This window comes from Pseudoduganella sp. R-31, assembly GCF_049913235.1.
In the GTDB taxonomy this organism is placed as follows: Bacteria; Pseudomonadota; Gammaproteobacteria; order Burkholderiales; family Burkholderiaceae_D; genus Rugamonas.
In genome coordinates, this window is the sequence record NZ_CP183986.1 from 3,807,850 (window position 1) to 3,830,858 (window position 23,009).

At 63.4% G+C, this 23,009-nt stretch carries 25 protein-coding genes; 7 read left to right on the plus strand and 18 right to left on the minus strand.

Translation table 11 applies throughout. From position 1 onward, the window contains the following. Nucleotides 1-7: 7 nt before the first annotated feature. Genes ACN9MY_RS17255 through mltG form a run of 3 tightly spaced genes read right to left on the minus strand, consistent with a single transcriptional unit; the run spans nucleotide 8 to nucleotide 2,628 of the window. A complete protein-coding gene (locus ACN9MY_RS17255; RefSeq protein WP_426161676.1) occupies nucleotides 8-1,027 on the minus strand; it encodes a DNA polymerase III subunit delta' in 1,020 nt (339 codons plus the stop codon). Further along, nucleotides 1,024-1,638, minus strand: a complete 615-nt coding sequence (gene tmk, locus ACN9MY_RS17260) for a dTMP kinase (protein WP_426161677.1) — start codon at nucleotides 1,636-1,638, stop codon at nucleotides 1,024-1,026. Before tmk ends, ACN9MY_RS17255 begins: the two co-directional genes overlap by 4 nt. Further along, complete coding sequence (gene mltG, locus ACN9MY_RS17265) at nucleotides 1,639-2,628, minus strand: endolytic transglycosylase MltG (protein ID WP_426161678.1); 990 nt, start codon at nucleotides 2,626-2,628, stop codon at nucleotides 1,639-1,641. A 144-nt stretch (nucleotides 2,629-2,772) separates the two neighbouring features. Here mltG and ACN9MY_RS17270 point away from each other — a divergent pair, with 144 nt between their 5' ends. From ACN9MY_RS17270 to ACN9MY_RS17280, 3 genes are read left to right on the plus strand one after another with little or no spacing between them, the layout of a single operon-like run. Then, complete coding sequence (locus tag ACN9MY_RS17270) at nucleotides 2,773-3,780, plus strand: YgfZ/GcvT domain-containing protein (RefSeq protein WP_426335843.1); 1,008 nt, start codon at nucleotides 2,773-2,775, stop codon at nucleotides 3,778-3,780. A gap of 2 nt (nucleotides 3,781-3,782) precedes the next feature. Further along, entirely contained in the window at nucleotides 3,783-4,070 is a 288-nt protein-coding gene (locus tag ACN9MY_RS17275) for a DUF4936 family protein (RefSeq protein ID WP_426335844.1), read from the plus strand. Continuing rightward, nucleotides 4,061-4,819 carry an NRDE family protein gene (locus ACN9MY_RS17280; protein ID WP_426335845.1) on the plus strand — a complete coding sequence of 253 codons (759 nt, stop codon included), beginning with the start codon at nucleotides 4,061-4,063 and terminating at the stop codon, nucleotides 4,817-4,819. The genes ACN9MY_RS17275 and ACN9MY_RS17280 overlap by 10 nt, the downstream gene beginning before the upstream one ends. Here the strand turns inward: ACN9MY_RS17280 and ACN9MY_RS17285 are convergent. From ACN9MY_RS17285 to ACN9MY_RS17320, 8 genes are read right to left on the minus strand one after another with little or no spacing between them, the layout of a single operon-like run. After that, entirely contained in the window at nucleotides 4,816-5,073 is a 258-nt protein-coding gene (locus tag ACN9MY_RS17285; protein WP_426161682.1) for a hypothetical protein, read from the minus strand. The genes ACN9MY_RS17280 and ACN9MY_RS17285 overlap by 4 nt on opposite strands. 9 nt (nucleotides 5,074-5,082) lie before the next feature. Beyond that, nucleotides 5,083-5,505: a GNAT family N-acetyltransferase gene (locus tag ACN9MY_RS17290; RefSeq protein WP_426161683.1), complete on the minus strand. Its 423-nt coding sequence runs from the start codon at nucleotides 5,503-5,505 to the stop codon at nucleotides 5,083-5,085. Between the two features lie 13 nt (nucleotides 5,506-5,518). After that, a complete protein-coding gene (locus tag ACN9MY_RS17295; protein WP_426161684.1) occupies nucleotides 5,519-6,415 on the minus strand; it encodes an SDR family oxidoreductase in 897 nt (298 codons plus the stop codon). Next, the gene (locus ACN9MY_RS17300) at nucleotides 6,412-7,410 is read right to left on the minus strand and encodes an NADP-dependent oxidoreductase (protein ID WP_426335846.1); all 999 of its coding nucleotides are present in this window, start codon (nucleotides 7,408-7,410) and stop codon (nucleotides 6,412-6,414) included. Before ACN9MY_RS17300 ends, ACN9MY_RS17295 begins: the two co-directional genes overlap by 4 nt. A gap of 9 nt (nucleotides 7,411-7,419) precedes the next feature. Further along, complete coding sequence (locus ACN9MY_RS17305; RefSeq protein ID WP_426335847.1) at nucleotides 7,420-8,205, minus strand: SDR family oxidoreductase; 786 nt, start codon at nucleotides 8,203-8,205, stop codon at nucleotides 7,420-7,422. Nucleotides 8,206-8,215: 10 nt separating this feature from the next. Next, nucleotides 8,216-8,518 (minus strand): Dabb family protein, encoded by a 303-nt coding sequence (locus tag ACN9MY_RS17310; RefSeq protein WP_426161687.1) that lies wholly within the window; start codon nucleotides 8,516-8,518, stop codon nucleotides 8,216-8,218. A gap of 10 nt (nucleotides 8,519-8,528) precedes the next feature. Next, nucleotides 8,529-10,352, minus strand: a complete 1,824-nt coding sequence (locus ACN9MY_RS17315; protein WP_426335848.1) for an acyl-CoA dehydrogenase — start codon at nucleotides 10,350-10,352, stop codon at nucleotides 8,529-8,531. Beyond that, nucleotides 10,352-11,530 carry an acetyl-CoA C-acyltransferase gene (locus ACN9MY_RS17320; RefSeq protein ID WP_426335849.1) on the minus strand — a complete coding sequence of 393 codons (1,179 nt, stop codon included), beginning with the start codon at nucleotides 11,528-11,530 and terminating at the stop codon, nucleotides 10,352-10,354. The genes ACN9MY_RS17315 and ACN9MY_RS17320 overlap by 1 nt, the downstream gene beginning before the upstream one ends. Nucleotides 11,531-11,716: 186 nt before the next feature. On the opposite strand from ACN9MY_RS17320, the gene ACN9MY_RS17325 reads away from it, so the two are divergent. From ACN9MY_RS17325 to ACN9MY_RS17340, 4 genes are all read left to right on the plus strand, one after another. Further along, a complete protein-coding gene (locus tag ACN9MY_RS17325) occupies nucleotides 11,717-13,420 on the plus strand; it encodes an MFS transporter (protein WP_426161690.1) in 1,704 nt (567 codons plus the stop codon). A 213-nt stretch (nucleotides 13,421-13,633) separates the two neighbouring features. After that, entirely contained in the window at nucleotides 13,634-14,740 is a 1,107-nt protein-coding gene (locus ACN9MY_RS17330; RefSeq protein ID WP_426161691.1) for a C1 family peptidase, read from the plus strand. A gap of 24 nt (nucleotides 14,741-14,764) precedes the next feature. Continuing rightward, a complete protein-coding gene (locus ACN9MY_RS17335) occupies nucleotides 14,765-15,217 on the plus strand; it encodes a hypothetical protein (RefSeq protein ID WP_426161692.1) in 453 nt (150 codons plus the stop codon). 13 nt (nucleotides 15,218-15,230) lie between these two features. Beyond that, nucleotides 15,231-15,551 (plus strand): protease inhibitor I42 family protein, encoded by a 321-nt coding sequence (locus ACN9MY_RS17340; RefSeq protein WP_426161693.1) that lies wholly within the window; start codon nucleotides 15,231-15,233, stop codon nucleotides 15,549-15,551. On the opposite strand, the gene nadC is transcribed toward ACN9MY_RS17340, so the two are convergent. The 7 genes from nadC to ACN9MY_RS17375 form a co-directional block, all read right to left on the minus strand. Continuing rightward, on the minus strand, nucleotides 15,527-16,393 hold the full coding sequence (nadC, locus tag ACN9MY_RS17345; RefSeq protein ID WP_426161694.1) for a carboxylating nicotinate-nucleotide diphosphorylase: 867 nt from the start codon (nucleotides 16,391-16,393) through the stop codon (nucleotides 15,527-15,529). The two genes, ACN9MY_RS17340 and nadC, sit on opposite strands and share 25 nt — an antisense overlap. Beyond that, nucleotides 16,390-17,523 carry a quinolinate synthase NadA gene (gene nadA, locus ACN9MY_RS17350; protein WP_426335850.1) on the minus strand — a complete coding sequence of 378 codons (1,134 nt, stop codon included), beginning with the start codon at nucleotides 17,521-17,523 and terminating at the stop codon, nucleotides 16,390-16,392. The genes nadC and nadA overlap by 4 nt, the downstream gene beginning before the upstream one ends. Beyond that, nucleotides 17,523-19,124 carry an ABC-F family ATPase gene (locus ACN9MY_RS17355; protein ID WP_426161696.1) on the minus strand — a complete coding sequence of 534 codons (1,602 nt, stop codon included), beginning with the start codon at nucleotides 19,122-19,124 and terminating at the stop codon, nucleotides 17,523-17,525. Before ACN9MY_RS17355 ends, nadA begins: the two co-directional genes overlap by 1 nt. 197 nt (nucleotides 19,125-19,321) lie before the next feature. Next, the gene (locus ACN9MY_RS17360) at nucleotides 19,322-19,789 is read right to left on the minus strand and encodes a hypothetical protein (RefSeq protein ID WP_426335851.1); all 468 of its coding nucleotides are present in this window, start codon (nucleotides 19,787-19,789) and stop codon (nucleotides 19,322-19,324) included. Nucleotides 19,790-19,917: 128 nt separating this feature from the next. Further along, entirely contained in the window at nucleotides 19,918-21,189 is a 1,272-nt protein-coding gene (locus ACN9MY_RS17365; protein ID WP_426335852.1) for an NAD(P)/FAD-dependent oxidoreductase, read from the minus strand. Then, a complete protein-coding gene (gene ldcA / locus ACN9MY_RS17370; RefSeq protein ID WP_426335853.1) occupies nucleotides 21,186-22,091 on the minus strand; it encodes a muramoyltetrapeptide carboxypeptidase in 906 nt (301 codons plus the stop codon). Before ldcA ends, ACN9MY_RS17365 begins: the two co-directional genes overlap by 4 nt. Beyond that, nucleotides 22,088-22,984, minus strand: a complete 897-nt coding sequence (locus tag ACN9MY_RS17375; protein ID WP_426335854.1) for an alpha/beta fold hydrolase — start codon at nucleotides 22,982-22,984, stop codon at nucleotides 22,088-22,090. The genes ldcA and ACN9MY_RS17375 overlap by 4 nt, the downstream gene beginning before the upstream one ends. Between the last annotated feature and the right edge of the window lie 25 nt (nucleotides 22,985-23,009).

Genomic DNA, 23,009 nt, shown 5'->3' on the forward strand with positions numbered 1-23,009 from the left:
CCTTTCTTCAGCTACAGCAAGCAGTGTAGTCAAGAAGCATATCTTCAATAAACAGTTTCGGCGACAGCGGATGGTCGGACGTCGCGCGCCTTTCGTTGGCGCCCTTGACCGCTGCCATCAGGCGGCTGATGTTCACCTTGTCCGCCAGTCCGGCCAGCTCGCGCTGGTAACGGGGATAATAACGGATGTTACCTGCAAGTTTGTACGAAAACAGATCGTAAAGCCAGCGCTGTTGCCACGATACCAAGGCGCTGAGTGGTACTTTCTGCAATTTGTCGGCAGTTTTCAGGGCTCCCTCCACGCTCGGACGGGCCAGGTACTGCAGTAAAGCGTCCAATTCTTCGCGGTTGCCGGTTTCAGAGGCAGCTACGGCGGCCAGCGGCGAACCGCCCTGCTCGCGCAGCCAGCTGTCGGCATCGGGCACGCCCTGCTCCTTGAGCCAGGCCAGCGCTTCGGCATGGGAAGGCATCGGCATGGCAAACTTGCGGCAGCGCGACAGGATGGTCGGCAGCACGCGGTCCAGGCCGTTGGATGACAGCAGGAACACCGTGCCTGGCGGCGGCTCTTCCAGCGTTTTCAGCAAGGCATTCGAGGCCGGCATGTTCAGCGCTTCGGCCGGATAGAGCACCACCACGCGCAAACCCTGGCGGTGGGTCGAGATGTTCATGAAATCGGCCAGGGCGCGGATCTGCTCGATCTTGATCTCTTTGGAAGGCGCCTTCTTGGCGGCCTTCTTGTCTTCGCCCTCTTCGCCCTCGCCCGGCTCGTCTTCGAAGATTTCCGGCCGCACGCGGCGATAGTCCGGGTGGCTGTGCTGCTGGAACCAGCCGCAGCTTGGACACTCGCCGCAAGCGTGGCCGTCCGGGCGCGCGTTTTCGCACAGCAGCGCCTGGGCGAACTGCTCGATGAAGTCGGCCTTGCCGATGCCGTTGGCGCCGTGGAACAGGATGGCATGCGGCATGCGCTGGCGCAGCTGCTGCAGCTGTTGCCAGGCGCCCTGCTGCCATGGGTAGACCTGGCCGCTCAAGCAAGCGCTCCCACGATGCGGGCGAGCTCGGCCTGGATATCGGCAATGCTGCGGGTGGAATCGATGACGCGGAAGCGCTGCGGCGCCTCGGCGGCGCGGCGCAGGTACTCGGCGCGGGTAGCCATGAAGAAATCGGCTTGCTCGCGCTCGAAACGGTCCAGTTCGCGCGTCGCATCGAGGCGGGCGCGCGCCACATCCAGCGGCACGTCGAACAGGATGGTCAGGTCCGGTTCCAGGTTGGGGTGCACCCAGTGCGCCAGGATGTCCAGTTTTTCCCGGCTCAGGCCACGGCCGCCGCCCTGGTAGGCAAAGCTGGCGTCGGTAAAGCGGTCGGAAATGACCCAGGCGCCGCGCGCCAGGCCCGGTTCAATCACTTGTGCCACGTGTTCGCGGCGGCTGGCAAATACCAGCAGGGTTTCAGTCTCGACGTGCATGGTTTCGTGCAGCCACAATTCGCGCAGCTTCTCGCCCAGCGGCGTGCCGCCCGGTTCGCGCGAACTGACCAGCTCGAGGCCGCGTGCCTTGACCAGCTCGCCAACGAACTGGATATGGGTCGACTTGCCGGCGCCGTCAATGCCTTCGAAAGTGATGAATTTACCGCGTGTTGTCATTTATTGTTTTTGGTACTGGTTGACCGCCCGGTTATGATCGGTCAGGTTATCGGAGAACTGGCTGGTGCCATTGCCGCGCGCCACGAAGTACAGTGCGCCGGATTTGGCCGGTGCCAGCGCAGCCGTCAGCGAAGCCACGCCCGGCAGCGAAATCGGGGTCGGCGGCAAGCCGACCCGCATATAGGTATTGTAGGGGGTGTCGGTTTCCAGGTCCTTCTTGCGGATATTGCCGTCAAACCTGGGGCCGATGCCGTAAATGACGGTCGGGTCGGTTTGCAGCAGCATGCCCAGCTTGAGGCGGTTCACGAACACGGCGGCAATCATATTGCGTTCGGACTTCTGGCCGGTTTCCTTTTCCACGATGGACGCCATGGTCAGCGCCTCGTAGGGCGTTTTGTAGGGCAGGCCGGGATCGCGTTTCTCCCAGGCTTCGCCCAGGCGCTTCATCAGCATGCTGTGCGACTGGCGGAAAATGGCCAGTTCGCTGGAATTCTTGGCGAACAGATAAGTATCAGGGAAGAACAGGCCTTCCGGATCCTTGAATTCGGGGTTGACGCGCGCCATCAGCTCGCGGTCGCTAAGCTCGGCGGTATCGTGCTTTAAGCCGGTATGCGCGGCAATGGCCTGGCGCATCTGGCGGAAGGTCCAGCCTTCAATGATGGTCAGGGACTCTTGGGCAAACTCGCCGCGCACCAGCTGGCCGATCAGGCGCATCGGCGTCGTGCCAGGTTTGAGCTCGTACGTGCCAGCCTTTAGTTGCCCGCTCTTGCCGGTCACGCGCGCCAGCAGGTTGAACATCAGCGGCTGGATCGGCACGCCGGCAGCGGCCATCTGCTGGCCGGCGGCGCTGGCCCCGCTGCCTTTGCTGATGGTGAACTCAATGGCAGGCTCCTGGCCAATGACAGGCTGGCCCGCCCACCAGGCAAACCCGCCCACGGCCCCGGCCGCGGCCAGGATACCCAGTGTGATCGACTTCTTGATAAACGCCATTTCCAAATGCCCGTTCGATAATCCAATCTTGAACCAGTTTCAGCCTGGACGACAGCGTTTTCCAAGCCCCCGGCGGAATTTGCGCGGGATCACTATAATGAAGGCCGTAATGATAATGCTTTCATCGCCAGAATATGGGAATTTATGAATAACTGGAATCAACTTTTGACACAGGAACAAGAAACACTGAGCACGAGCCAGCTCGCGACCGGTTTTGTCGCCCCGCTCAGCGACCAGGGCCTGATCGCCTTCACCGGCGAAGAATCGGCCAGTTTCCTGCATAAGCAGTTGACCAACGACGTCGAGCACCTGGGCCTGGGCGAGGTGCGCCTGGCCGGTTATTGCTCGCCGAAGGGACGCATGCTGGCGTCCTTCCTGATGTGGAAGACCGAAGAATCGATCTTCCTGCAACTGCCGCGCGCAATCCAGCCGGCGGTGCAGAAGCGTTTGCAAATGTTTATCCTGCGCAGCAAGACCAAGCCGGCCGATGTCACCGACCAGTACGTGACGCTGGCCATTGGCGGCGGCGATGCGGAGGCTGTGCTGCAGACCTGGTTCGACGTGCTGCCGGCCAAGCCGTTCAGCAAGATCGACCACCCGCTGGGCACGGTACTGCGCGTGGCCGATGCCTTCGGCGCGCCGCGCTACCTGTGGCTGGCGTCGCCGGAAGCGGCGTCGACCGCCGCTTCCGTGCTGAAGGACCGTTTGGTTGTGGGCGGCAACGAGGCTTGGCGCCTGTCTGAAATCCATGCGGGCGTGCCACAGGTTGGCCCGGGCACCCAGGAGCAGTTCGTGCCGCAGATGGTCAATTTCGAGTTGCTGGGCGGTGTGAACTTCAAGAAAGGTTGCTATCCGGGCCAGGAAATCGTGGCGCGCAGCCAGTACCTGGGCAAGCTGAAGCGCCGCACCGCGCTCGCTTCCATCGACGATGCATTGGTGGCGCCGGGCGCCGAGGTATTCTCGCCGGCCGATCCGGAGCAGCCCTGCGGCATGGTGGTCAACACTGCGCGCAACGGCGCAGGCGGCGTCGATGCCCTGGTGGAGATGAAGCTGGAAGCGCTGGAAGCGGGCGACGTGCGCTTCGGCTCGGCCAGCGGGCCGGCTTTGCAGTTCAAGCCCCTGCCCTACCTGCTGGACAAGCTCGACGTCTGAACATGGACCTCTACGTGTATTACAAGGTGCAGGCCGCACAGGCGGCTGGCCTGCAGGCGGCGGTTATCGCCATGCAGTCGTCGCTGTCGGCGGCGCATGGGGTGGGCGCGCAACTCAAGCGGCGCCCGGAAGCACCCGGCGGCGTGCAGACCTGGATGGAGGTTTATCCGGGCGCCGGCGACGCATTCCTGGCCGCGCTCGACGCAGCGGCGGCGCAAGCCGGGCTGGCGCGCTGGATCGCAGGGCCGCGCCACGTCGAAGTATTCGAGGATATGCCGCCATGTGCCTGATCGTATTTGCCTGGCAGGTGGTGCCTGGCGTGCCCCTCATCGCGGCGGCAAACCGCGACGAATTCTACGACCGCGATACGACGCCTGCGGCACCGTGGCCGGATGCACCCCACATCTATGCCGGCCGCGACCTCAAGGCCGGCGGCAGCTGGATGGGGATCACGCGGCCAAGCACCCCGGCTGGCGCCGCCGCTACCGGCCCCTCGCGCTTTGCCGCGATCACCAATGTGCGCAATCCGCAGGAACACAACCCGCTGGCGCCATCGCGCGGCCAACTGGTGGCCGATTTCCTGGCCGGCGGGATGACAGCGCAGGAATACGTGGCGCAGGTGGCGCCGGCCGCGGGCGAATACAACGGTTTCAACCTTGTCCTGTGCGATGGCAAGGAACTGGTCTGGTATTCGAACAAGGGAAATGACGACCCACGGAACGGCAGGCCGCTGGAGCCGGGCATCTATGGCCTGTCGAACGCCCTGCTCGACTCGGCATGGCCGAAAGTACTGAAGACCAAGGCGCAATTCGCCAGCCTGCTGTGCCTTGGCGCGCCGGAAGACGCCTATTTCGAGATGCTCTCCGACACCACCCGGGCGCCGGACATGCGCTTGCCGGAAACCGGGGTGCCGCTGGAGCTGGAACGGCTGCTGTCAGCCGTGAAGATCGAGTCGCCGAACTACGGCACGCGCAGTTCCACCGTGGTCAAGCTGTACGCGGACGCCCCGGCACAACTGCACGAAGTCCAGATCCGTTAAGGAAGCTGCTCCCGCACACAGGATGGCTTTTCCTTGCCCTGGCGGGAGCAGGAAATCAAGGTACGGGTCCCGGTGTCGATGGCATAGAAATGGGTCGGTCCGTTGGCCGTGGCGGGAGCTGCAGCGGCGGCCGGCCATTGCACGCCTGCGCCGCCAACCTGGGCTTGCGCCACCTGGATCGGGCTGATGGAACCGGCGAGGAAGCCCGCGCCAAACACTGCGCAGACACCGAGCGCGATGATCGAACGTTTCATTTTCAACTCCTAGAATTCGTAGTGCATTTCGATGTGGGGAATGCCCGCTTCGTGGAAGACATCACCTGCCATGGCGAAGCCGTGGGCCAGGTAAAACTCCGCCGCGTGGGTCTGGGCGCTGAGGACAACCCTGGTGTCGCCGCGCTCGCGGGCCTTTTCCATCAAGCCCTTGAGGATGGCGCCGCCCACTCCCGCACCGCGCGCGCTGCGCAGCACAGCCATGCGGCCGATATGGCCATCAGGCAGCAGGCGCCCAGTCCCGAGCGCCTTGCCGGCCGCATCATAGGCCACGGCGTGCAGGCACACGGCATCCCTGTCGTCCATTTCCAGGTCGGCAGGCACGTTCTGTTCCCGCACGAAGACTTCGATGCGGATCGGTGTCGCGTCGGCCTGCATGGCGGCCCAATCGCCAAAGCGGAGTGTTGTCGTCATGCCGCGCATTCTCTCACAACATTGCGCGCAGGGCCTCACGAACCTGCGGCGTGGCTTCATAGGGATCGGCCGGATTGTTCCGGGCCACCATGTCGCGCGCCCTCTGCGCCACACCGTCCAACGCTTGCGGGTGGGTGAAGATGTAGAATTTGTCGCCCGCGATGGCGGCGAACGTCAGTTCGGCCACGTCGTGCGCCGACACCTTGCCGGAAGTAACCGCCTTGGTCACCATGGCTTGCGCCGCCATCTGGCTGGCGGTCGGCTTGCCTTCCATCGGCGTGTCGCCAGGACGATTGCGGTGCGACTGGTGGATGCCGGTCGGCACGAAGAACGGGCACAGCACCGAGGCGCCGATCGGGGCCTGCACCAGCGCCAGGTCGTGATACAGGCTTTCGGTCAGCGCCACCACGGCGTGCTTGGACACGTTGTAGACGCCCATCACCGGCGGGCAGAGCACGCCCGCCATCGAGGATGTGTTGACGATGTGGCCTTCGTAGTCCGGGTCGCGCCGGGCGCACTCGAGCATCAGGGGCGTGAAGATGCGCACGCCGTGGATCACGCCCGAGACGTTCACCCCCATCACCCAGTCCCAGTCCGCTTCCGTCGCTTCCCACAGCAGGCCGCCGAAGCCGACGCCGGCGTTGTTGAAGACAAGGTGCACCGCGCCGAACTCGCGCATCGCCGCATCGGCCAATGCCTGCACTTCGGCCGATTTGCGCACGTCGCAGCGCACGGCCACGGCCTGGGCGCCCTGCGCGCGCAGTTCTGCGGCTGTGGCGTCGAGCGCGTCCTGCTGCACATCCGCCAGCACCAGCTTCATGCCGAGCGAGTGGGCCTTGAGCGCGAATTCACGGCCAAAGCCGCTCGCGCCCCCGGTGATGACTGCAACCTTGCCTTGGAAGTTTTTCATGAGGTAAGTCTCACAAGTTGTTTACCGAAGTTGTGGCCCTGCAGCAGGCCGATAAGGGCTTCCGGCGCCGAGGCCAGGCCCTGGGAAATCGTTTCACGGTATTTGACCTGGCCCGATGCGACCAGCCTGCCCATCTCGGCCAGGCCTTGCGGCCACATATCCATATGCTCGGTGACGATGAAACCGCGCAAGGTGATGCGGCTTAGCAGCAGCTTCTTGGCGTTGCGGATCGGGATCTCGGCGCCGGCGTAGCCGGCCAGCAGGCCGCAAAGCGCGACGCGCGCAAAGGCATTGCTGCGGCCCAGCGCAGTATCGAACACTTCGCCGCCCACGTTCTCGAAAATGGCGTCGATGCCGTCCGGAGTGGCGGCTGCCAGGTCGGCCTTCAGGTTGCCGGCCTTGTAGTCGACGCAGGCGTCGAAACCCAGTTCATTGACCACGTAATCGCACTTGGCCTTGCCGCCGGCAATGCCGACCGCGCGGCAACCGGCAAGCCTGGCCAACTGGCCGACCGCGCTGCCCACCGCGCCGCTGGCTGCGGACACCACCACAGTCTCGCCCAGCTTCGGGCGCAGGATTTCATGCATGCCGTACCAGGCGGTCATGCCGGGCATGCCCACTACGCCGAGGTGGGCGGAGGCCGGGACGACGCTGGTATCGACCTTGCGCAAGCCGGCGCCGTCCGACACGCCCATCTCGGCCCAGCCGAACATGCCGGCCACGAATTCGCCGACGACGAAGCTGGCGTTGCGCGATTCGACCACCTCGCCGACCGTGCCGCCGATCATGGTCTGGTCCAGCGGCTGGGGCGCAGCATAGCTTTTCGCCTCGCTCATGCGGCCGCGCATGTATGGGTCCAGCGACAGGTAATGGTTGCGCACCAGGAGCTGGCCTTCGGCCAGCGCCGGTACTTCCACTTCTTCAAGCCGGAAATTTTCCGGCACGACGACACCGCGCGGACGCGAGGCCAGCACGATGCGATGATACTTGGACATGCAAACTCCTTAGACCGCCGAGACCCCGCCATCCACTGCCAGGACCTGGCCGGTAATGTGCCGGCCGGCGTCGGAGGCAAACAGCGCAACCGCGCCCTTCAAGTCCTCGTCGCCGCCCAGGCGCTGCAGCGGCGCTGCAGCCGCCAGCTTGTCTTCACCCATGGCCTTGATCACGCCTGCGCTCAATTTCGACGGGAAGAAGCCCGGCGCCAGCGCGTTGACGTTGATCCCATACTCGCCCCACTCGCCTGCGAGGGCGCGGGTGAAGTTGATCAAGGCCGCCTTGGACGTATTGTAAGCGACGGTCTTCATGGTGCCGGGGCCATTGCCGGCCAGGCCGGCAATCGATGCGATATTGATAATGCGGCCGGAGCGGCGCGGAATCATGGAGCGCTTGCCGACGGCTTGCGACAGCAGGAAGATGCTGCGCACGTTCAGGTTCATCACCTTGTCCCAGGCTTCCAGCGGATAGTCTTCCGCCGGGGCGCCCCAGGTGGCGCCGGCGTTATTGACCAGGATGTCGATATGGCCGCCCAGCGCGTCCAGCGCGGCGTCCACCAGCGGGTCGATCGATGCTTCCTTGCCCAGGTCGGCGGCGATGGCGAACGCTTCGACGCCGTTTTCCTTCAGCACGGCAACCGCTTCGTCCAGGTCGGCCTGCTTGCGCGAAGTGACCACCACCTTCGCGCCCAGTTCGCCCAGTGCCAGGGCCATTTGCAGGCCCAGGCCGCGCGAGCCGCCGGTGACGAGTGCAGTCTTGCCTTTGAGGTCGAAGAGTTCCTGGGTAGTTCGCATGGTCGAGTCCTTAAATTGTGTAATCCATGCACTGGCGCGCATCGCGCACAGCGCTGAAGAATGGTTTGAGTGCCTGGTGCTGCGGGTGCGACTGGTAGGCGTCGAGCGCCTGCTTGCTTTCGAATTCGGAATACAGCACGACGTCGCAGGTCGCTTCCAGGCCCGGTTCGGCGATGGCCACTTCGAGCTTCAGGATGCCGGGGACGATGCCGGCACAGGCCAGCAACTGCTCCTTCATTTTGGCCGCGTTGGCGGCGCGGCCGGCGCCTTCGGCATAGTCTTTCAGCTTCCACATGACGATGTGCTTGATCATTCGTTACTCCTCAGAACCACGCGTCCTGCATGTCGAGCGTGGTCGTATCGAGGGCGGCCAGCAGGTCCAGCTGCGGCTGGACCCTGGGCAGCTCCCATTGGTAGAAATAGCGGCAGGCTTGCAGTTTGCCGCGCCGGAAGTTGTCCTCTTCCGGCAGCCCGGCCACAGCCGCCATGGCTTGCTGCAGCCAGATCCAGGCCACCACCACATGCCCCACCGCCTCCAGGTAGACCGTGGCGTTGGCCAGGGTCCGGTTAAGGTCGGGGGCAGCATACAGGGCCTGCGTCACTTCTTCAACCCGGCGCCAGGCGGCATCGAGGGCATTGGCGTGGGCGACAAGCTGGCGCGCGTCCGCGCCGCGGCCGGCGCCGCGCGCGCTGTGCGCCGTGGCGCGGATTTCCTCGGCCATGGTCTTGAGCAGCGCACCGTCATGGATGCTGGCCTTGCGGCCCAGCAGGTCCAGGCCGTGGATGCCGTGCGTGCCTTCGTGGATCTGGTTCAGGCGGTTGTCGCGGTAGAACTGCTCGACGTTGTACTCGCGGGTGTAGCCGTAGCCGCCATGCACCTGGATCGCCAGGTTATTCGCCTCCAGCCCCCATTGCGAGGGCCAGGACTTGGTGATCGGTGTCAGGAATTCCAGCAAGCGGCCGGCGCGCTGGCGGATCTCCGGCGTTTCGCCGGTATGCTCGTCGTCCACCAGGCGCGCACTGTACAGGCACAGCCCCAACGCCCCTTCGGCGTAGGCTTTTTGCGCCAGCAGCATGCGGCGCACGTCGGTGTGGGCAATGATGGGCAGTTGCGGCGAGGCCGGATCCTTGGCTGCCGGATGCCGGCCCTGCGGGCGCTCACGGGCGTAATCCAAAGCGTGCAGGTAGCCGGTGTAGCCCAGTACCGCGGCCGCCAGGCCCACACCGATGCGCGCCTCGTTCATCATGTGGAACATGTTGAGCAGGCCCTGGCCTTCGCGGCCGACCAGGTAGCCGACGGCGCCGCTGCGGCCGCCGGGCAGTTGCCGCCCTTCGCCGAAGTTCAGCAGGCAGTTGGTGGTGCCGCGATTGCCCATCTTGTGGTTCAGGCCTGCCAGGGCGATGTCGTTGCGCTCGCCGTTGTCGAGGAACTTGGGGACAATGAAGAGCGAAATGCCCTTCACGCCGGGCACCAGCTTGCCGTCCGGGCCGGGAATCTTGGCCAGCACCAGGTGTACGATGTTCTCGGCCAGTTCGTGCTCGCCGCCGGAAATCCACATCTTGTTGCCGGTCAGCCGGTACTGGCCTTCGGTGTCGGGATCCGGTTCGGCGCGGGTGGCGATGTCGGACAGGCTGGAGCCGGCCTGCGGCTCGCTCAGGCACATGGTACCGAACCAGCGTCCTTCCAGCATTGGCCGCACGAAGCGCTCGACCTGCGCCGCGGATGCGCACTTGAGCAGGGTATTGGCGTTGCCGATAGTGAGGAAGGCGTAGCTCGCAGTGGCCATGTTGGCCGCGGTGAAGTAGGCGGTGACCGCCTTTTCCACCGTCAGCGGCAATTGCATGCCGCCCAGCGCGTAGTCCTGGCCGGCGGCCATCAGGCCCGCTGCCGAGAAGGCGTCCAGCGCGCGCTTCACTTCCGGGATCACGCTCACGCGTTCCCCGTCGAACTGCGGCTCCTGCTGGTCGCTCAGCTTGTTATGCGGGGCGAACAGGTCGGTGGCGATCTGCTCGGCGGTGTCGAGGGCCGCAGTGAAGGTTTCGCGGCTATGGTCGGCGAAGCGCGGACGCGCGGCCAGCCCTTCGGCGTCGAGCCAGTCGTACAGCATGAATTCGATATCGCGGCGGTTCAGCAGCCGGGACGACATCACACCACCTCGAACAGGCCTGCCGCGCCCTGGCCGCCACCGATGCACATGGTGACTACCACATATTTCACGCCGCGGCGCTTGCCTTCGATCAGCGCGTGGCCGACCATGCGGGCGCCGGAGACGCCATAAGGATGGCCCACAGCGATGGCGCCACCGTTCACGTTCAGCCGCTCCATCGGGATGCCAAGCTTGTCGGCGCAATACAGCACCTGCACGGCGAAGGCTTCATTCAGCTCCCACAGGCCGATGTCTTCGACCTTCAGACCCGTGCGCCCGAGCAGCTTCGGCACCGCGAAGACCGGGCCGATCCCCATTTCGTCCGGCTCGCATCCGGCAACGGCGAAGCCGCGGAAGACGCCCAGCGGCTGCAAGCCTTTGGCAGCTGCAATGCGGTCGCTCATGACGATGGCGCAGGAGGCGCCGTCGGAGAACTGGCTGGCATTGCCCGCCGTGATCACGCCGCCCGGCACGGCAGTGCGGATGCCGCGCACCGCTTCCATGGTGGTGCCGGCGCGGATGCCCTCGTCGGCCGCAATCGTCACTTCGCGCGTGCCCAGCATGCCGGTCGCCTTGTCGGCCACGCCCATGGTGACCGTCATCGGCACGATCTCGGCATCGAAGCGGCCGGCGGCCTGCGCGGCTGCGGCGCGCTGCTGGCTCTGCACGCCGTACTCGTCCTGGCGTTCCCTGGCAATGCCATAGCGCCTGGCCACGATTTCGGCGGTCTGCAGCATCGGCAGGTAGATCGCGGGCTTGTGTTCGTTCAGCCAGACGTCCTTGTACATGTGCATATTCATTTCCTGCTGCACGCAGGAGATCGACTCCACCCCGCCGGCCGCGAAGATCTCGCCCTCGCCCGCCAGCACGCGCTGGGCGGCGCTGGCGATGGCCTGCAGGCCGGAAGAGCAGAAACGATTGACGGTCATGCCGGGAACGGTGACCGGCGCGCCGCCGCGCAAGGCGATCTGGCGCGCAATATTGCCGCCGGTGGCGCCTTCCGGATTGGCGCAGCCCATGATGACGTCCTCCAGCTCGCCCGCTTCAATGCCGGCGCGTGCGATGGCCGCCTGCAGCACGTGGCCGCCGAGGCCGGCGCCGTGGGTCATGTTGAAGGCGCCTTTCCAGGATTTGGCGAGGCCGGTGCGCGCGGTTGAAACGATGACTGCTTCGGTCATGGGTGTCTCCTCTGGATGAATGTTTCGAACCAGCATAGCACAGGTTTAGCACGGTCGTTCGCTAAATTAGCGCTGTTGTAAGTTTTGTGTAAGTTTCAAGAAAGAATGCTGTAAGAATACTGGTCCAGACTCCATCCTGCCGTTGAAGCATTTGGAACACTAACTATTAATCTGGAGACAAGCATCATGGCAATTAGTTCTGGCACCGCCGACGGGCGGAGCATGGGCGGCGGCAAGGCCGCGCCGATGACCAAGGAAGAGAAGAAGGTCATCTTCGCCTCTTCGCTCGGTACCGTGTTCGAATGGTACGACTTTTACCTTTACGGTTCGCTGGCATCGATCATCGCCAAGCAGTTCTTCGTCGGCGACCCGACCACCTCCTTCATTTTCGCGCTGCTGGCCTTCGCTGCCGGCTTCATCGTGCGCCCCTTCGGCGCCATCGTGTTCGGCCGCCTGGGCGACATGATCGGCCGTAAATACACCTTCCTGGTGACCATCCTGATCATGGGCCTGTCCACCTTCATCGTGGGCCTGCTGCCGAACTACGCCAGCATCGGCATCGCGGCGCCCATCATCCTGGTCGCACTGCGCCTGCTGCAAGGCCTGGCGCTGGGCGGCGAGTACGGCGGCGCGGCGACCTATGTCGCGGAACATGCGCCGCACGGCAAGCGCGGCCTGTTCACGGCCTGGATCCAGACCACCGCAACGCTGGGCTTCTTCCTGTCGCTGCTGGTGATCCTGGCCTGCCGCAATTCGATGCCGCTGGAAGAGTTTGAATCCTGGGGCTGGCGCATTCCGTTCCTGGTGTCCGTGGCACTGCTGGGCATCTCGGTCTGGATCCGCCTGTCGATGAACGAGTCCCCTGCTTTCGCCAAGATGAAGGCTGAAGGCAAGACCTCGAAGGCGCCGCTGAGCGAGGCCTTCGGCCAGTGGAAGAACCTGAAGATCGTGATCCTGGCGCTGCTCGGCCTGACCATGGGCCAGGCGGTGGTGTGGTACACCGGCCAGTTCTACGCGCTGTTCTTCATGATCCAGACGCTCAAGATGGATATCGCGACTGCCAACATCCTGATCGCCATTGCGCTGATCCTGGCAACGCCGTTCTTCATCTTCTTCGGCAGCCTGTCCGACAGGATCGGCCGCAAGTGGATCATCCTGGGCGGCTGCCTGATTGCAGCAGCAACCTACTTCCCGCTGTTCGGCGCGCTGACCCACTACGGCAACCCGCAGCTGGAATCGGCGATCAAGAATTCGCCGGTGGTCGTGGTGGCTGATCCTGCATCGTGCCACTTCCAGTTCAACGCGACCGGCGAGAAGAAATTCCCGTCGTCCTGCGACATCGCCACCTCGATGCTGTCGAAAGCTTCCGTCGCCTACACCCGCCAGGATGCGCCTGCCGGCAGCGTGGCCGTGATCAAGGTCGGCGACAAGGAGGTCCAGTCCTTCAACGCGACCATGACCGCCGACGGCCTCAACTTCGATGCCGATTCGAAGAAGAAGGAAGGCGAGCTGAAAAAGTCCGTCGCTGAAACCGTGAAGGCGGCAGGCTATCCGGCCAAGGCCGACCCGGCGCAGATCAACAAGCCGATGATGGTGCTGATCCTGTGGGTGCTGGTGATTTACGTGACCATGGTGTACGGCCCGATTGCAGCGATGCTGGTGGAACTGTTCCCAACCCGCATCCGCTATACCTCGATGTCGCTGCCATACCATATCGGCAACGGCTGGTTCGGCGGCCTGCTGCCCACCACTGCTTTCGCACTGGTGGCGTTCAAGGGCGACATCTACTACGGCCTGTGGTATCCGATCGTGATCGCACTGGCCACCCTGGTGATTGGCGCCCTGTTCATCCGTGAGACCAAGGACAACAACATCTACGCACAAGACTGAGCCGCCAGCGCGTTCAGCCCAGGCCGCCTTCGGGCGGCCTTTTTCATTGCGGCGTCGACCGCACAAGGCGCGGGAGCTTTGAGATACCTCAATCCCCGCGCATTCAAGGGACTTGAAATATCGACCGCCTCCTATACTCAAGCTGCTCCCATGGCCCCGTATTCACAGGGTAGAGCAAGCAGGAAATCCCATCAGCTTCATCAGGAGAAGGCCATGACTATTGAAACCATTTCCCTCCAGCAGATCAAGGATGCACTCGCAAAAGAAGGCGATCCTTGGGAGGCTGGAGTGACCACCATGTCCGTACTGCTGCCCGACGAGCAGCAACTGCGCCTGGGCGTCAAGCCGCCGCCCGGCGAAGCATCGATCGACCAGGTTGCGGCACGCAGCCAGCAGAACCGGGAAGCATTGCGCGCCCGCGCATCCGAGAACATTGCCGCGCCAAGCGCCTACGATCTGCGCAATGTGGGCGGGAAGAACTTCGTCACCGATGTCACCGACCAGGGCAATTGCGGCTCCTGCGTGGCATTCGGCACCATCGCAACCGTGGAAGGACGCCTGCGGGTCCAGCGCAACAACCCTGCGCTGAGCATCAACCTGAGCGAAGCGCACCTGTTCTTCGTGTATGCCAAGGCGGCGGGCTACAACTGCGATACCGGCTGGTGGCCGGAGTACGCGTTTGACGCCTTCAAGCAAGGCGTGGTCGACGAAGCCTGCTACCCCTATGACCTGAATCACCGTGAAGGCAACCTGTGCAGCAATGCGGCCGAGCGGCTGACGCGCATTACCGGCTATACGGCGTTGACCAACAACCCGGCACAGATGAAAGAGTGGATCGCCACCAAGGGCCCGGTCAGCGCCTGCTTCGTGGTCTACAACGACTTCTTCAGCTACAAGAGCGGCATCTACCGTCACGTGACGGGGGGCCAGGCCGGCGGCCATTGCGTTTCCATCGTCGGCTATAACGACAATCCAGGCTATTGGATCTGCAAGAACAGCTGGGGCAATGCCTGGGGCGATGCCGGCTTCTTCAATATTGCCTACGGCGAGTGCGCCATAGACAGCTGGCGCAACCACGGCGTGGACGCCATTCAAAACACCGGCTGGCAGAACAATGCGCGCGTCACGGGCCTGTGGGCCATCGACCAGCAGCGCAATGCCTGGGCCTATTTCCAGGGACTCGGATGGCGCAAGATTTCCAATGAAACCGATGCCATTTTCTACGACATGCTGACCGACCTGATTGCAGCCAAGGCATCAGGCCGCGCTGTCAACTTCTACGAAGTGGACAACGTGATCAAGCAAGCCTATGTATTCTGAACCGCAGTAATTTCGGAGAACATCATGACTGAATCACAACCGACAATGACACCTGGCGGCGCCCAGGCATCCGGCGTCGTGGAGTACGACGCACCAAGCATGAGCCCGGCAACCGTGCTACCCGACGGCGATGGCGCGACGGCGCTGCTCCTGCAAAGCCCGCCCGTGCCCACTATCGGCCTCGAACTGTTGGCACGGCAGAGCTCTCCTGCCCTGCCGGCCCAGGCTGCCGGCACCGCTGTGGGCGCGGTGACGGCGTGGCAAAATGACAAACGCTTCACCGCACTGTGGACCATCGCCGAAGACCGCAACGCCTGGGTTGGCGTGTCCGGCATCGGCTGGAAGAAGCTGTCCAACGCAAGCGAAACGGCGACCACCGGCCTGGCCATGCTGTCTGCCCATGCGCGCGACCGCGAGCGCCAGGTCAACTACCGCGACGAAGCCGATGGCATGATTCACGAAATGTACGTCTGGTAAACGGGAGGCCGGGATGCAGGTGGATGAGTCGCAAGCTGGCAGCAGCGTCGACCTCGCCGAGGGTGAGCTGCTGATCGTGCGCCTGAAGGAAAACCCAAGCACGGGATACCGCTGGGCCGTCGAACAGGCCGGCGGACTGGCGTGGGAGGATGGCGGCAGCGGTCCGGCCGGCGTGCCCGGCGCTGCCGGCATCCACGAGTTCCGCGCACGCGCCGACCGCGTGGGCCGGCACGACATCTGCCTGAAACACTGGCGCGACTGGGAAGGCGAGCGCGGCATCATCGCCCGCTATCCCTTGACCCTGCAGGTTCAGCCGATGATACGCAGCGAGTAATCGGTGGCCTTGATGTCTTTCGTCAAGGCGCCGATGGAAATGCGGTGTACGCCGGTTTCGGCAATGGCGCGCACCGTGTCGAAATTGACGCCGCCCGAAGCTTCCAGCAGCGCCCGCCCGCCGTTCAGTTGCACGGCTGCGCGCATCATGTCGAGGTTGAAGTTGTCGAGCAAGATGGAGACCGCGCCGGCAGACAAGGCTTCTTCCAGTTGCTCCAGCGTTTCCACTTCAACCTGGATGCTGACTTTCGCGTCCAGGCGCTTGGCCGCCGCCAGTGCAGCCGTGATGCCGCCTGCCGCCGCGATATGGTTCTCCTTGATCAGGATACCGTCGTACAACGCCAGGCGCTGGTTCTGGCCGCCGCCCACGCGCACCGCGTATTTCTGCGCCAGGCGCATGCCCGGAATCGTCTTGCGGGTATCGAGGATGGCCGCGGTGGTGCCTGCGATCACGTCGACATAGCGACGGGTCGCAGTGGCAACGCCGGACATCAGCTGCATGAAATTCAGCGCCGAGCGCTCGGCAGTCAGGATGGCGCGGGCCGGGCCGACGATGGTGCAGACAGGCGTGTCGGCGGCCATCAGGTCGCCTTCAGCGTAATGCCAGTCGATGCCGATGGACGGATCCAGCGCTTCCATCACGCCTTCGAACCAGGGCGCGCCGCACAGGACCGCCTCTTCCCGCACGATCACGCGCGCGGTGGCGCGGCCGTCTTCGGGCACCAGCTTGCCGGTCAGGTCACCGGTGCCGATATCTTCCATCAGTGCCGCCAGCAGGTTGCGCTCGTACGCGCCCGCCAACGCATCGTCAAACGGTGCGAATCTATTTTTCAGGGTACTCATGCGGGACCGATGCCTTGGAACAGTTGCGCTTCTTTCGCCAGGTCGGCGCCTGGCGCGACCTTGGCTTTCCTGGCCGCCGCGAAATCGAGCATGCGGTTGATCGAACGCTGGGCCAGCTTGCCGACTTCGGGATCGACGTGGATCTCGTTATTCATGTTCTCCAGCACGTCGGCCAGGTTGCGCAAGCCGTTCATCGCCATCCATGGGCAGTGCGCACAGCTCTTGCAGGTCGCGCTGTTGCCGGCGGTAGGCGCTTCGATGAAGGTCTTGCCCGGGGCCGCCATGCGCATCTTGTGCAGGATACCGTTGTCGGTCGCGACGATGAATTCGGTGTTCGGCAGGCTGACAGCAGCGGCGATCAGCTGCGAAGTCGAGCCCACCACGTCGGCTTGCTCAACCACGCCGGCCGGCGACTCCGGGTGCACCAGCACTTTGGCGTTCGGGTGCTCGGCCTTCAGCAGGTCCAGCTCCACGCCTTTGAATTCGTCGTGCACCAGGCAGGAGCCCTGCCACAGCAGCATGTCGGCGCCAGTCTGCTTCTGGATGTAGGAACCAAGGTGCTTGTCCGGCGCCCACAGGATCTTCTTGCCCTGCTCGTGCAGGTGCTTGACGATGTCCAGGCCGATCGAGGACGTGACCATCCAGTCTGCGCGCGCCTTCACCGCGGCACTGGTGTTGGCGTACACCACCACGGTGCGGTCCGGATGCTGGTCGCAGAAGGCGATGAAGTCTTCCGGCGGGCAGCCCAGGTCCAGCGAACAGGTGGCGTCCAGGTCCGGCATCAGCACGGTTTTCTCCGGACTCAGGATCTTGGAGGTCTCGCCCATGAACTTGACGCCGGCCACCACCAGGGTCTTGGCCGGATGGTCGCGCCCGAAGCGCGCCATTTCCAGCGAATCGGAGACGCAGCCGCCGGTTTCCTCGGCCAGGTCCTGCAGGTCGGCGTCCACGTAGTAGTGGGCCACCAGCACGGCGTTGCGCTCGCGCAGCAGGGTCTTGATGCGTTCCTTCAGCAGGATCTTTTCATTGGCCGGCACGGGTGCCGGGGTGCGGGCCCACGCGTGGGCCACGCAGCTGCCGCCTTCGACCGGCTTCTCGAATTCGACAGTCTTGATCGGAGTTTCAATCATTACTCGATGCCTTGGCTCTTCAGATATTCCTCATAGCCGCCGCGGAAGTCCACGACTTCGTTTTCCTTGATCTCGATGATGCGGGTGGCCAGCGAGGAAACGAACTCGCGGTCATGCGACACGAAGATCAGGGTGCCGGCGTACTTTTCCAGGGCGATGTTGAGCGACTCAATCGATTCCATGTCCATGTGGTTGGTCGGCTCGTCCAGCAGCAGGACATTGTGACGGCCCAGCATCAGCTTGCCATACATCATACGACCTTTTTCGCCACCCGACAGGACCTTGACCGATTTCTTGACTTCGTCGCCGCCAAACAGCAGGCGGCCCAGCGAGGAGCGCACCGCCTGGTCGTCGTCGCCTTCCTTGGTCCACTGGCCCATCCAGTCGGTCAGGTTGATGTCCGCAGCGAATTCCTCGGTCGGATCCTGCGGCATGTAGCCGACGTTGGCGTTTTCCGCCCACTTCACAAGGCCGGTATCGCTGTCCAGGCCCGTGATGTCCTTGCCGCCGATGCAGCGCAGCATGGTGGTCTTGCCGGCGCCGTTGGCGCCAATGATGGCAATGCGCTCGCCCGCTTCGATCATCAGGTCGACGTTCTTGAACAGGGTGCGGTCGTAGGTCTTCGAGATGCCCTGGGTTTCCACGGCCAGGCGGTGCAGCTTTTTCTCGCCGTCGAAGCGCACGAACGGATAGGCACGCGACGATGGCTTGATGTCCTCGATCTTGATCTTGTCGATCATCTTGGCGCGCGAAGTAGCCTGGCGGGCCTTGGACTTGTTGGCCGAGAAGCGGCGAACGAAGTCCTGCAGTTCGGCGACCTTCTCTTTCGCCTTGGCGTTGTTGGCCAGCTGCTGGTTGCGGGCCTGGGTCGAGGCCAGCATGTATTCGTCGTAGTTGCCCGGATAGATCTTCAGGGTGCCGTAGTCCATGTCGGCGACGTGGGTGCAGACCTGGTTCAGGAAGTGACGATCGTGGGAAATGATGATCATCGTCGAATCGCGCTGGTTCAGGGTGTCTTCCAGCCAGCGGATGGTGTTGATGTCCAGGTTGTTGGTCGGTTCGTCCAGCAGCAGGATGTGCGGATTGGAGAACAGGGCCTGCGCCAGCAGCACGCGCAGCTTCCAGCCCGGCGCCACGGCGCTCATCGGGCCCTGGTGCAGGCTGATGTCGATGCCGGCGCCCATCAGCAGCTCGCCGGCGCGCGCTTCGGCGGTGTAGCCGTCATATTCGGCGACCTTGCCTTCCAGTTCGGCCGCTTCCATGTAGTCGTCGTCGGTGGCTTCCGGGTTGGCGTAGATGGCGTCGCGCTTGGTCATCGCTTCCCACATCTCGGTGTGGCCCATCATGACCACGTCCAGCACGCGCATTTCTTCGTAGGCAAACTGGTCCTGGCGCAGCTTACCCAGGCGCTCGTTGGCGTCCAGGCTGACGTTGCCGGCGGACGGTTCCAGGTCGCCGCCCAGGATTTTCATGAAGGTCGACTTGCCGCAGCCGTTCGCTCCGATCAGGCCGTAGCGGTTACCGTCGCCAAACTTGACGGAAATGTTTTCGAACAGCGGCTTGGCGCCGAACTGCATGGTGATGTTTGCGGTAGAAAGCATGCTGGGAAAATGGTGAGAAAAAGCGAATCGGGCATTATACCCCGCCGACCACAGGGGCGCATAGGAGCGGCCATGATTGAATGCATTAGAAAGTTGCCTTGTTGATCACAGATCATGACGCTTTTACGGCAGAGCATCGTCAACCAACGGCAGCAATACGAGGCCGTTGTCGATTTCGGGAAAAGTCCTGTGCGGTCCTAAATGGTCTTTTTTGGTCTGGCGCGGTCTGGTTTGGTCTGGAATTCCATCATTTTCTTGCGTAGCGCCATTGCGGGTTGCCATTCGTCTTCATTGGGAAAGCGTAACCACAGGGTACGCCAGGCATTGCGCTCGCACTTGGCGACCTGATTCACAAACTGACCAGGTGAGACGCCTTGGCCTTCGTACAGCACCTCGCTGCCCTCCACATGAGCCAGGTAGTTCGTGCGCTTATAGACGGTACGCAACGTCGTGCCACTTGGCAAAAACAAACATTTCCATTGGTACCCATCAAGGGTTGATGCTGAACGCCGGTTTTGCTGGTCCTGGAATTTCGCCATCCATTCATTGATCGCGATATCGACCAACTCAAACATTTCCTGTTTGATTCCGTGGTTGTACATAAAATTCCCCAGGCCCTGGTACGTTTCCAAAGACGCGGGCAGGCTGAACAAGATCGGATGCATGGCAATCTCCAGTTCTTTGAAAAGGACATGCCGATTTCGACCCAAACCAGACCAAAAAAGTTCAATCCAGACCAAAAAAGTTCGATCCAGACCATTCCAGACTTTTCCTGAAAATCGCGACCACCCCTCTATTGCCGCATCCAGTCCCGCAGTTCGTAGTACCAATACGTCAACTGTGCAGCGAGCAGGCCGGCCGGACCGCCAGTAGTCGGCAGCCCCCATGTCGCAAACTGTTCGACCTTACTGAGTTCGCCCATCAAGGCGGCCGACAGCACGTCGCCGGCCAGCGAAGTCGGGCCGACGCCATGGCCACCGAACCCCATGCCATACCAGACCCCATTGGGCAGTTTGCCAAGCTGCGGCATTTTGTGGCGGCCATAGCTCATCAATCCGCTCCAGGCGTATTCGACCCTGGCACCTTCCAGTTGCGGATAGACCTTCAGCATGTCGGCGTACAGCAAGCGCGCCACATCCTCCGGGCTGCGCGAGCGCACCGAAATCCGCCCGCCCCACAGCATGCGGCTGTCGCGCAATGGACGGTAGTAATCGAAGGCGAAACGCGTATCGTAGATGGCAGCGTCGGTGGCAAGCGCTTGCGGCATGCGCGCGCCCAACGGCTCTGTCACCATGACATACGTCGCAATTGGCAGGATCGCGCCGGCCAGCGCCGGATAAAGGCGTTCGATATAACCACCGCAACAGACAACCACCTCATCGGCCAGCACTTCGCCGGCATCGGTGGCGACGCGCCAGCCACCGTTGCTGCGTGCTTCAATTGTGGTCGCGCGGCTGCCTTCATGCAGGCGAACACCGCCAGCATGCAGCGCCCTTGCCAGGCCCTGCGCATACTTCAAAGGATGGAAATGGAAGGCATTTTCTTCGTACAGGGCGCCGAAATAGCGTTCGCTGCGGGCACGCTCGGCAAAATCGGCGCGCGCGATGCGCTGCCATTCCACACCAAGATGTTCCTGCATGAAGCGCTGGCGTTCGTCCAGCACGCGCGGGTCGTCGAACCAGTTCGCAAGATAGATGCCGCCGTGCGTCGCATCGCATTCAATCCCGTATCGCGTGATTCGGCGCCGGATCTGGTCGACGGCGCCAAGCGTTAGCTGGTAAAGCCGCCTGCCCTGCTCCGCGCCGACCGTCGCGAGCAAGGCTTGCTCGTCGAGCGAATAGCCGCCAAATACAAAACCGCCGTTGCGGCCGGACGCACCGTGACCGACGGATTCGGCCTCCAGCAGCGCGACATCGCGCTCGCCATGCTCCATCAGCGACATTGCAGTGGCCAGGCCCGCGAAGCCCGCGCCGATAATGCAGACGCGCGCCCGATGGCTGCCGGACAAGGGGGCGTAGCATTCTCCGGGCGCTGTGGCTCGGTAGTAGCTTTCCGCACCGTTCATGGCAGGGTGGGATATCCGCTTACAGTCAGGTCGAAGCCTTCGATATCGCTTACAAGGCGAGCTTGCGCACCAAACGGCAAGGTGCAGCGCTCCTTCACATGACCAAACGGCAGCCCGGTCAGCACCGGTATCGGCAGCAGGCCACGAATGAAGGCCAGCATCGCTTCGAAATCATAGCCATTATCGTGTGCGCCCAACTTGTACCCGGAAAAGTCGCCCAGCACGATCGCCTTCTGGCGCTCCAGCACGCCCGCGTAATGCAACTGCAGCAGCATGCGCTCTACGCGATACGGATGTTCGGCGATATCTTCCAGGAACAGGATGCCGCCCTCGATCTGCGGCCAGAATGGCGTGCCGACCAGATGGTTGACCATGGCCAGGTTGCCGCCCCACAGCGTGCCCTGCACGTCGACCTGTGGATTGCCGGCTGCCGTGCCGCGCACCTGGTGGGTCGGCCCCCGCAGGCAGTCCCAGAACTGCCGCAGCGTGTATTCGACAGGCTCTTCGCGGATGAAGTCATCGCACATCATCGGCCCGGCAAAACTGATCCGGCCGGTGGCCTGGTACAAACCCATATGGAAGGCCGTGAGATCGCTGTAGCCGCTAAACAGCTTGCCACAGTGGGCCATCTTGCGGAAATCGATGCGCGGCAAGATGCGGCTGATGCCGTATTGGCCGCGCAGCATGATCACGACCTGGCAATCCGGATCCGCCGCAGCGGCATTGAGCTGCGCCAGGCGGCCGTCGTCGGTGCTGGCAAAACGCTGGAATTTGCGCTCGGCGTCGTAATAGTTGTGGACGATGCAGCCCTGCGCTTCAAGGCGGGCGATGCCGCGTGCCAGCGCGGCGTCATCGAGGGCGTAGCCGCCGGGTGCGGCGATGGCAATTCCGATATTTTTCACCCGGCCATATTACTCCGCAGGTGTTGATCGAGCAAGGTTAGCAGCCTGCCAACCAGGGCGGGCGGCATGTCGTGCCCCATGCCTTCGATCAGTTCCAGCCGCGCGCCCGGAATCTGGCGCGCCGTGTCGATGCCGCAGGCGCACGGCACCAGCGGATCGGCGTCGCCGTGGATCACCAGCGCCGGGCAGCGGATCTTGCGCAGCAGCGCGCTGCGGTCGCCGGAGGCGGCAATCGCCACCAGTTGCCGCGCCACCCCGTCGCCGCTCACATTGCGCGCCACCGCCTCGCCGACCATCTGGCGCAGCAGGCCCTCCGGCATGGGAAACGCCGGACTGCCGATGGTGCGGAAGGTATCGACCATCTGCTCCACCACGCGCGCCCGGTGGTGGGCGCTTGGCGTGCGCCGCAGCAGGATGCGCCGGGCCGCCGGCGTCGGGCCCGGCAAGCCGGGGCGGCCGCTGCTCGACATGATGGAGGTCAGGCTCAGCGTGCGCGCCGGATAGCGCGCCGCCATGATCTGCGACACCATGCCGCCCATCGACACCCCAACAACATGCGCGGCCGCGACGCCCAGTGCATCGAGCAGCCCCACCGCATCGCCGGCCATGTCGTTCAGGGTATAGGGTGCGAGTTGGCGCCAGCCGAACAGGTGGCGCAGGTAGGCCAGCCAGAGGTTGGGCGCGCCCAAATGGTCAAAGTGGGAAGACAGGCCGGCATCGCGGTTGTCGTAGCGGATCACGTGGAAGCCGCGCTGCACCAGCCCATCGACAAATTCACCGGGCCAGGAAATCAGTTGCAGCGCGAGCCCCATGTTCAACAGCACAGCCGGCCCGGCCGGGTCGCCGCTCGACTCGTAGGTAATCGTAATACCGTTTATATCAACGCAGGCCATGGCTCAGCATAGCACCGCAGCAGCG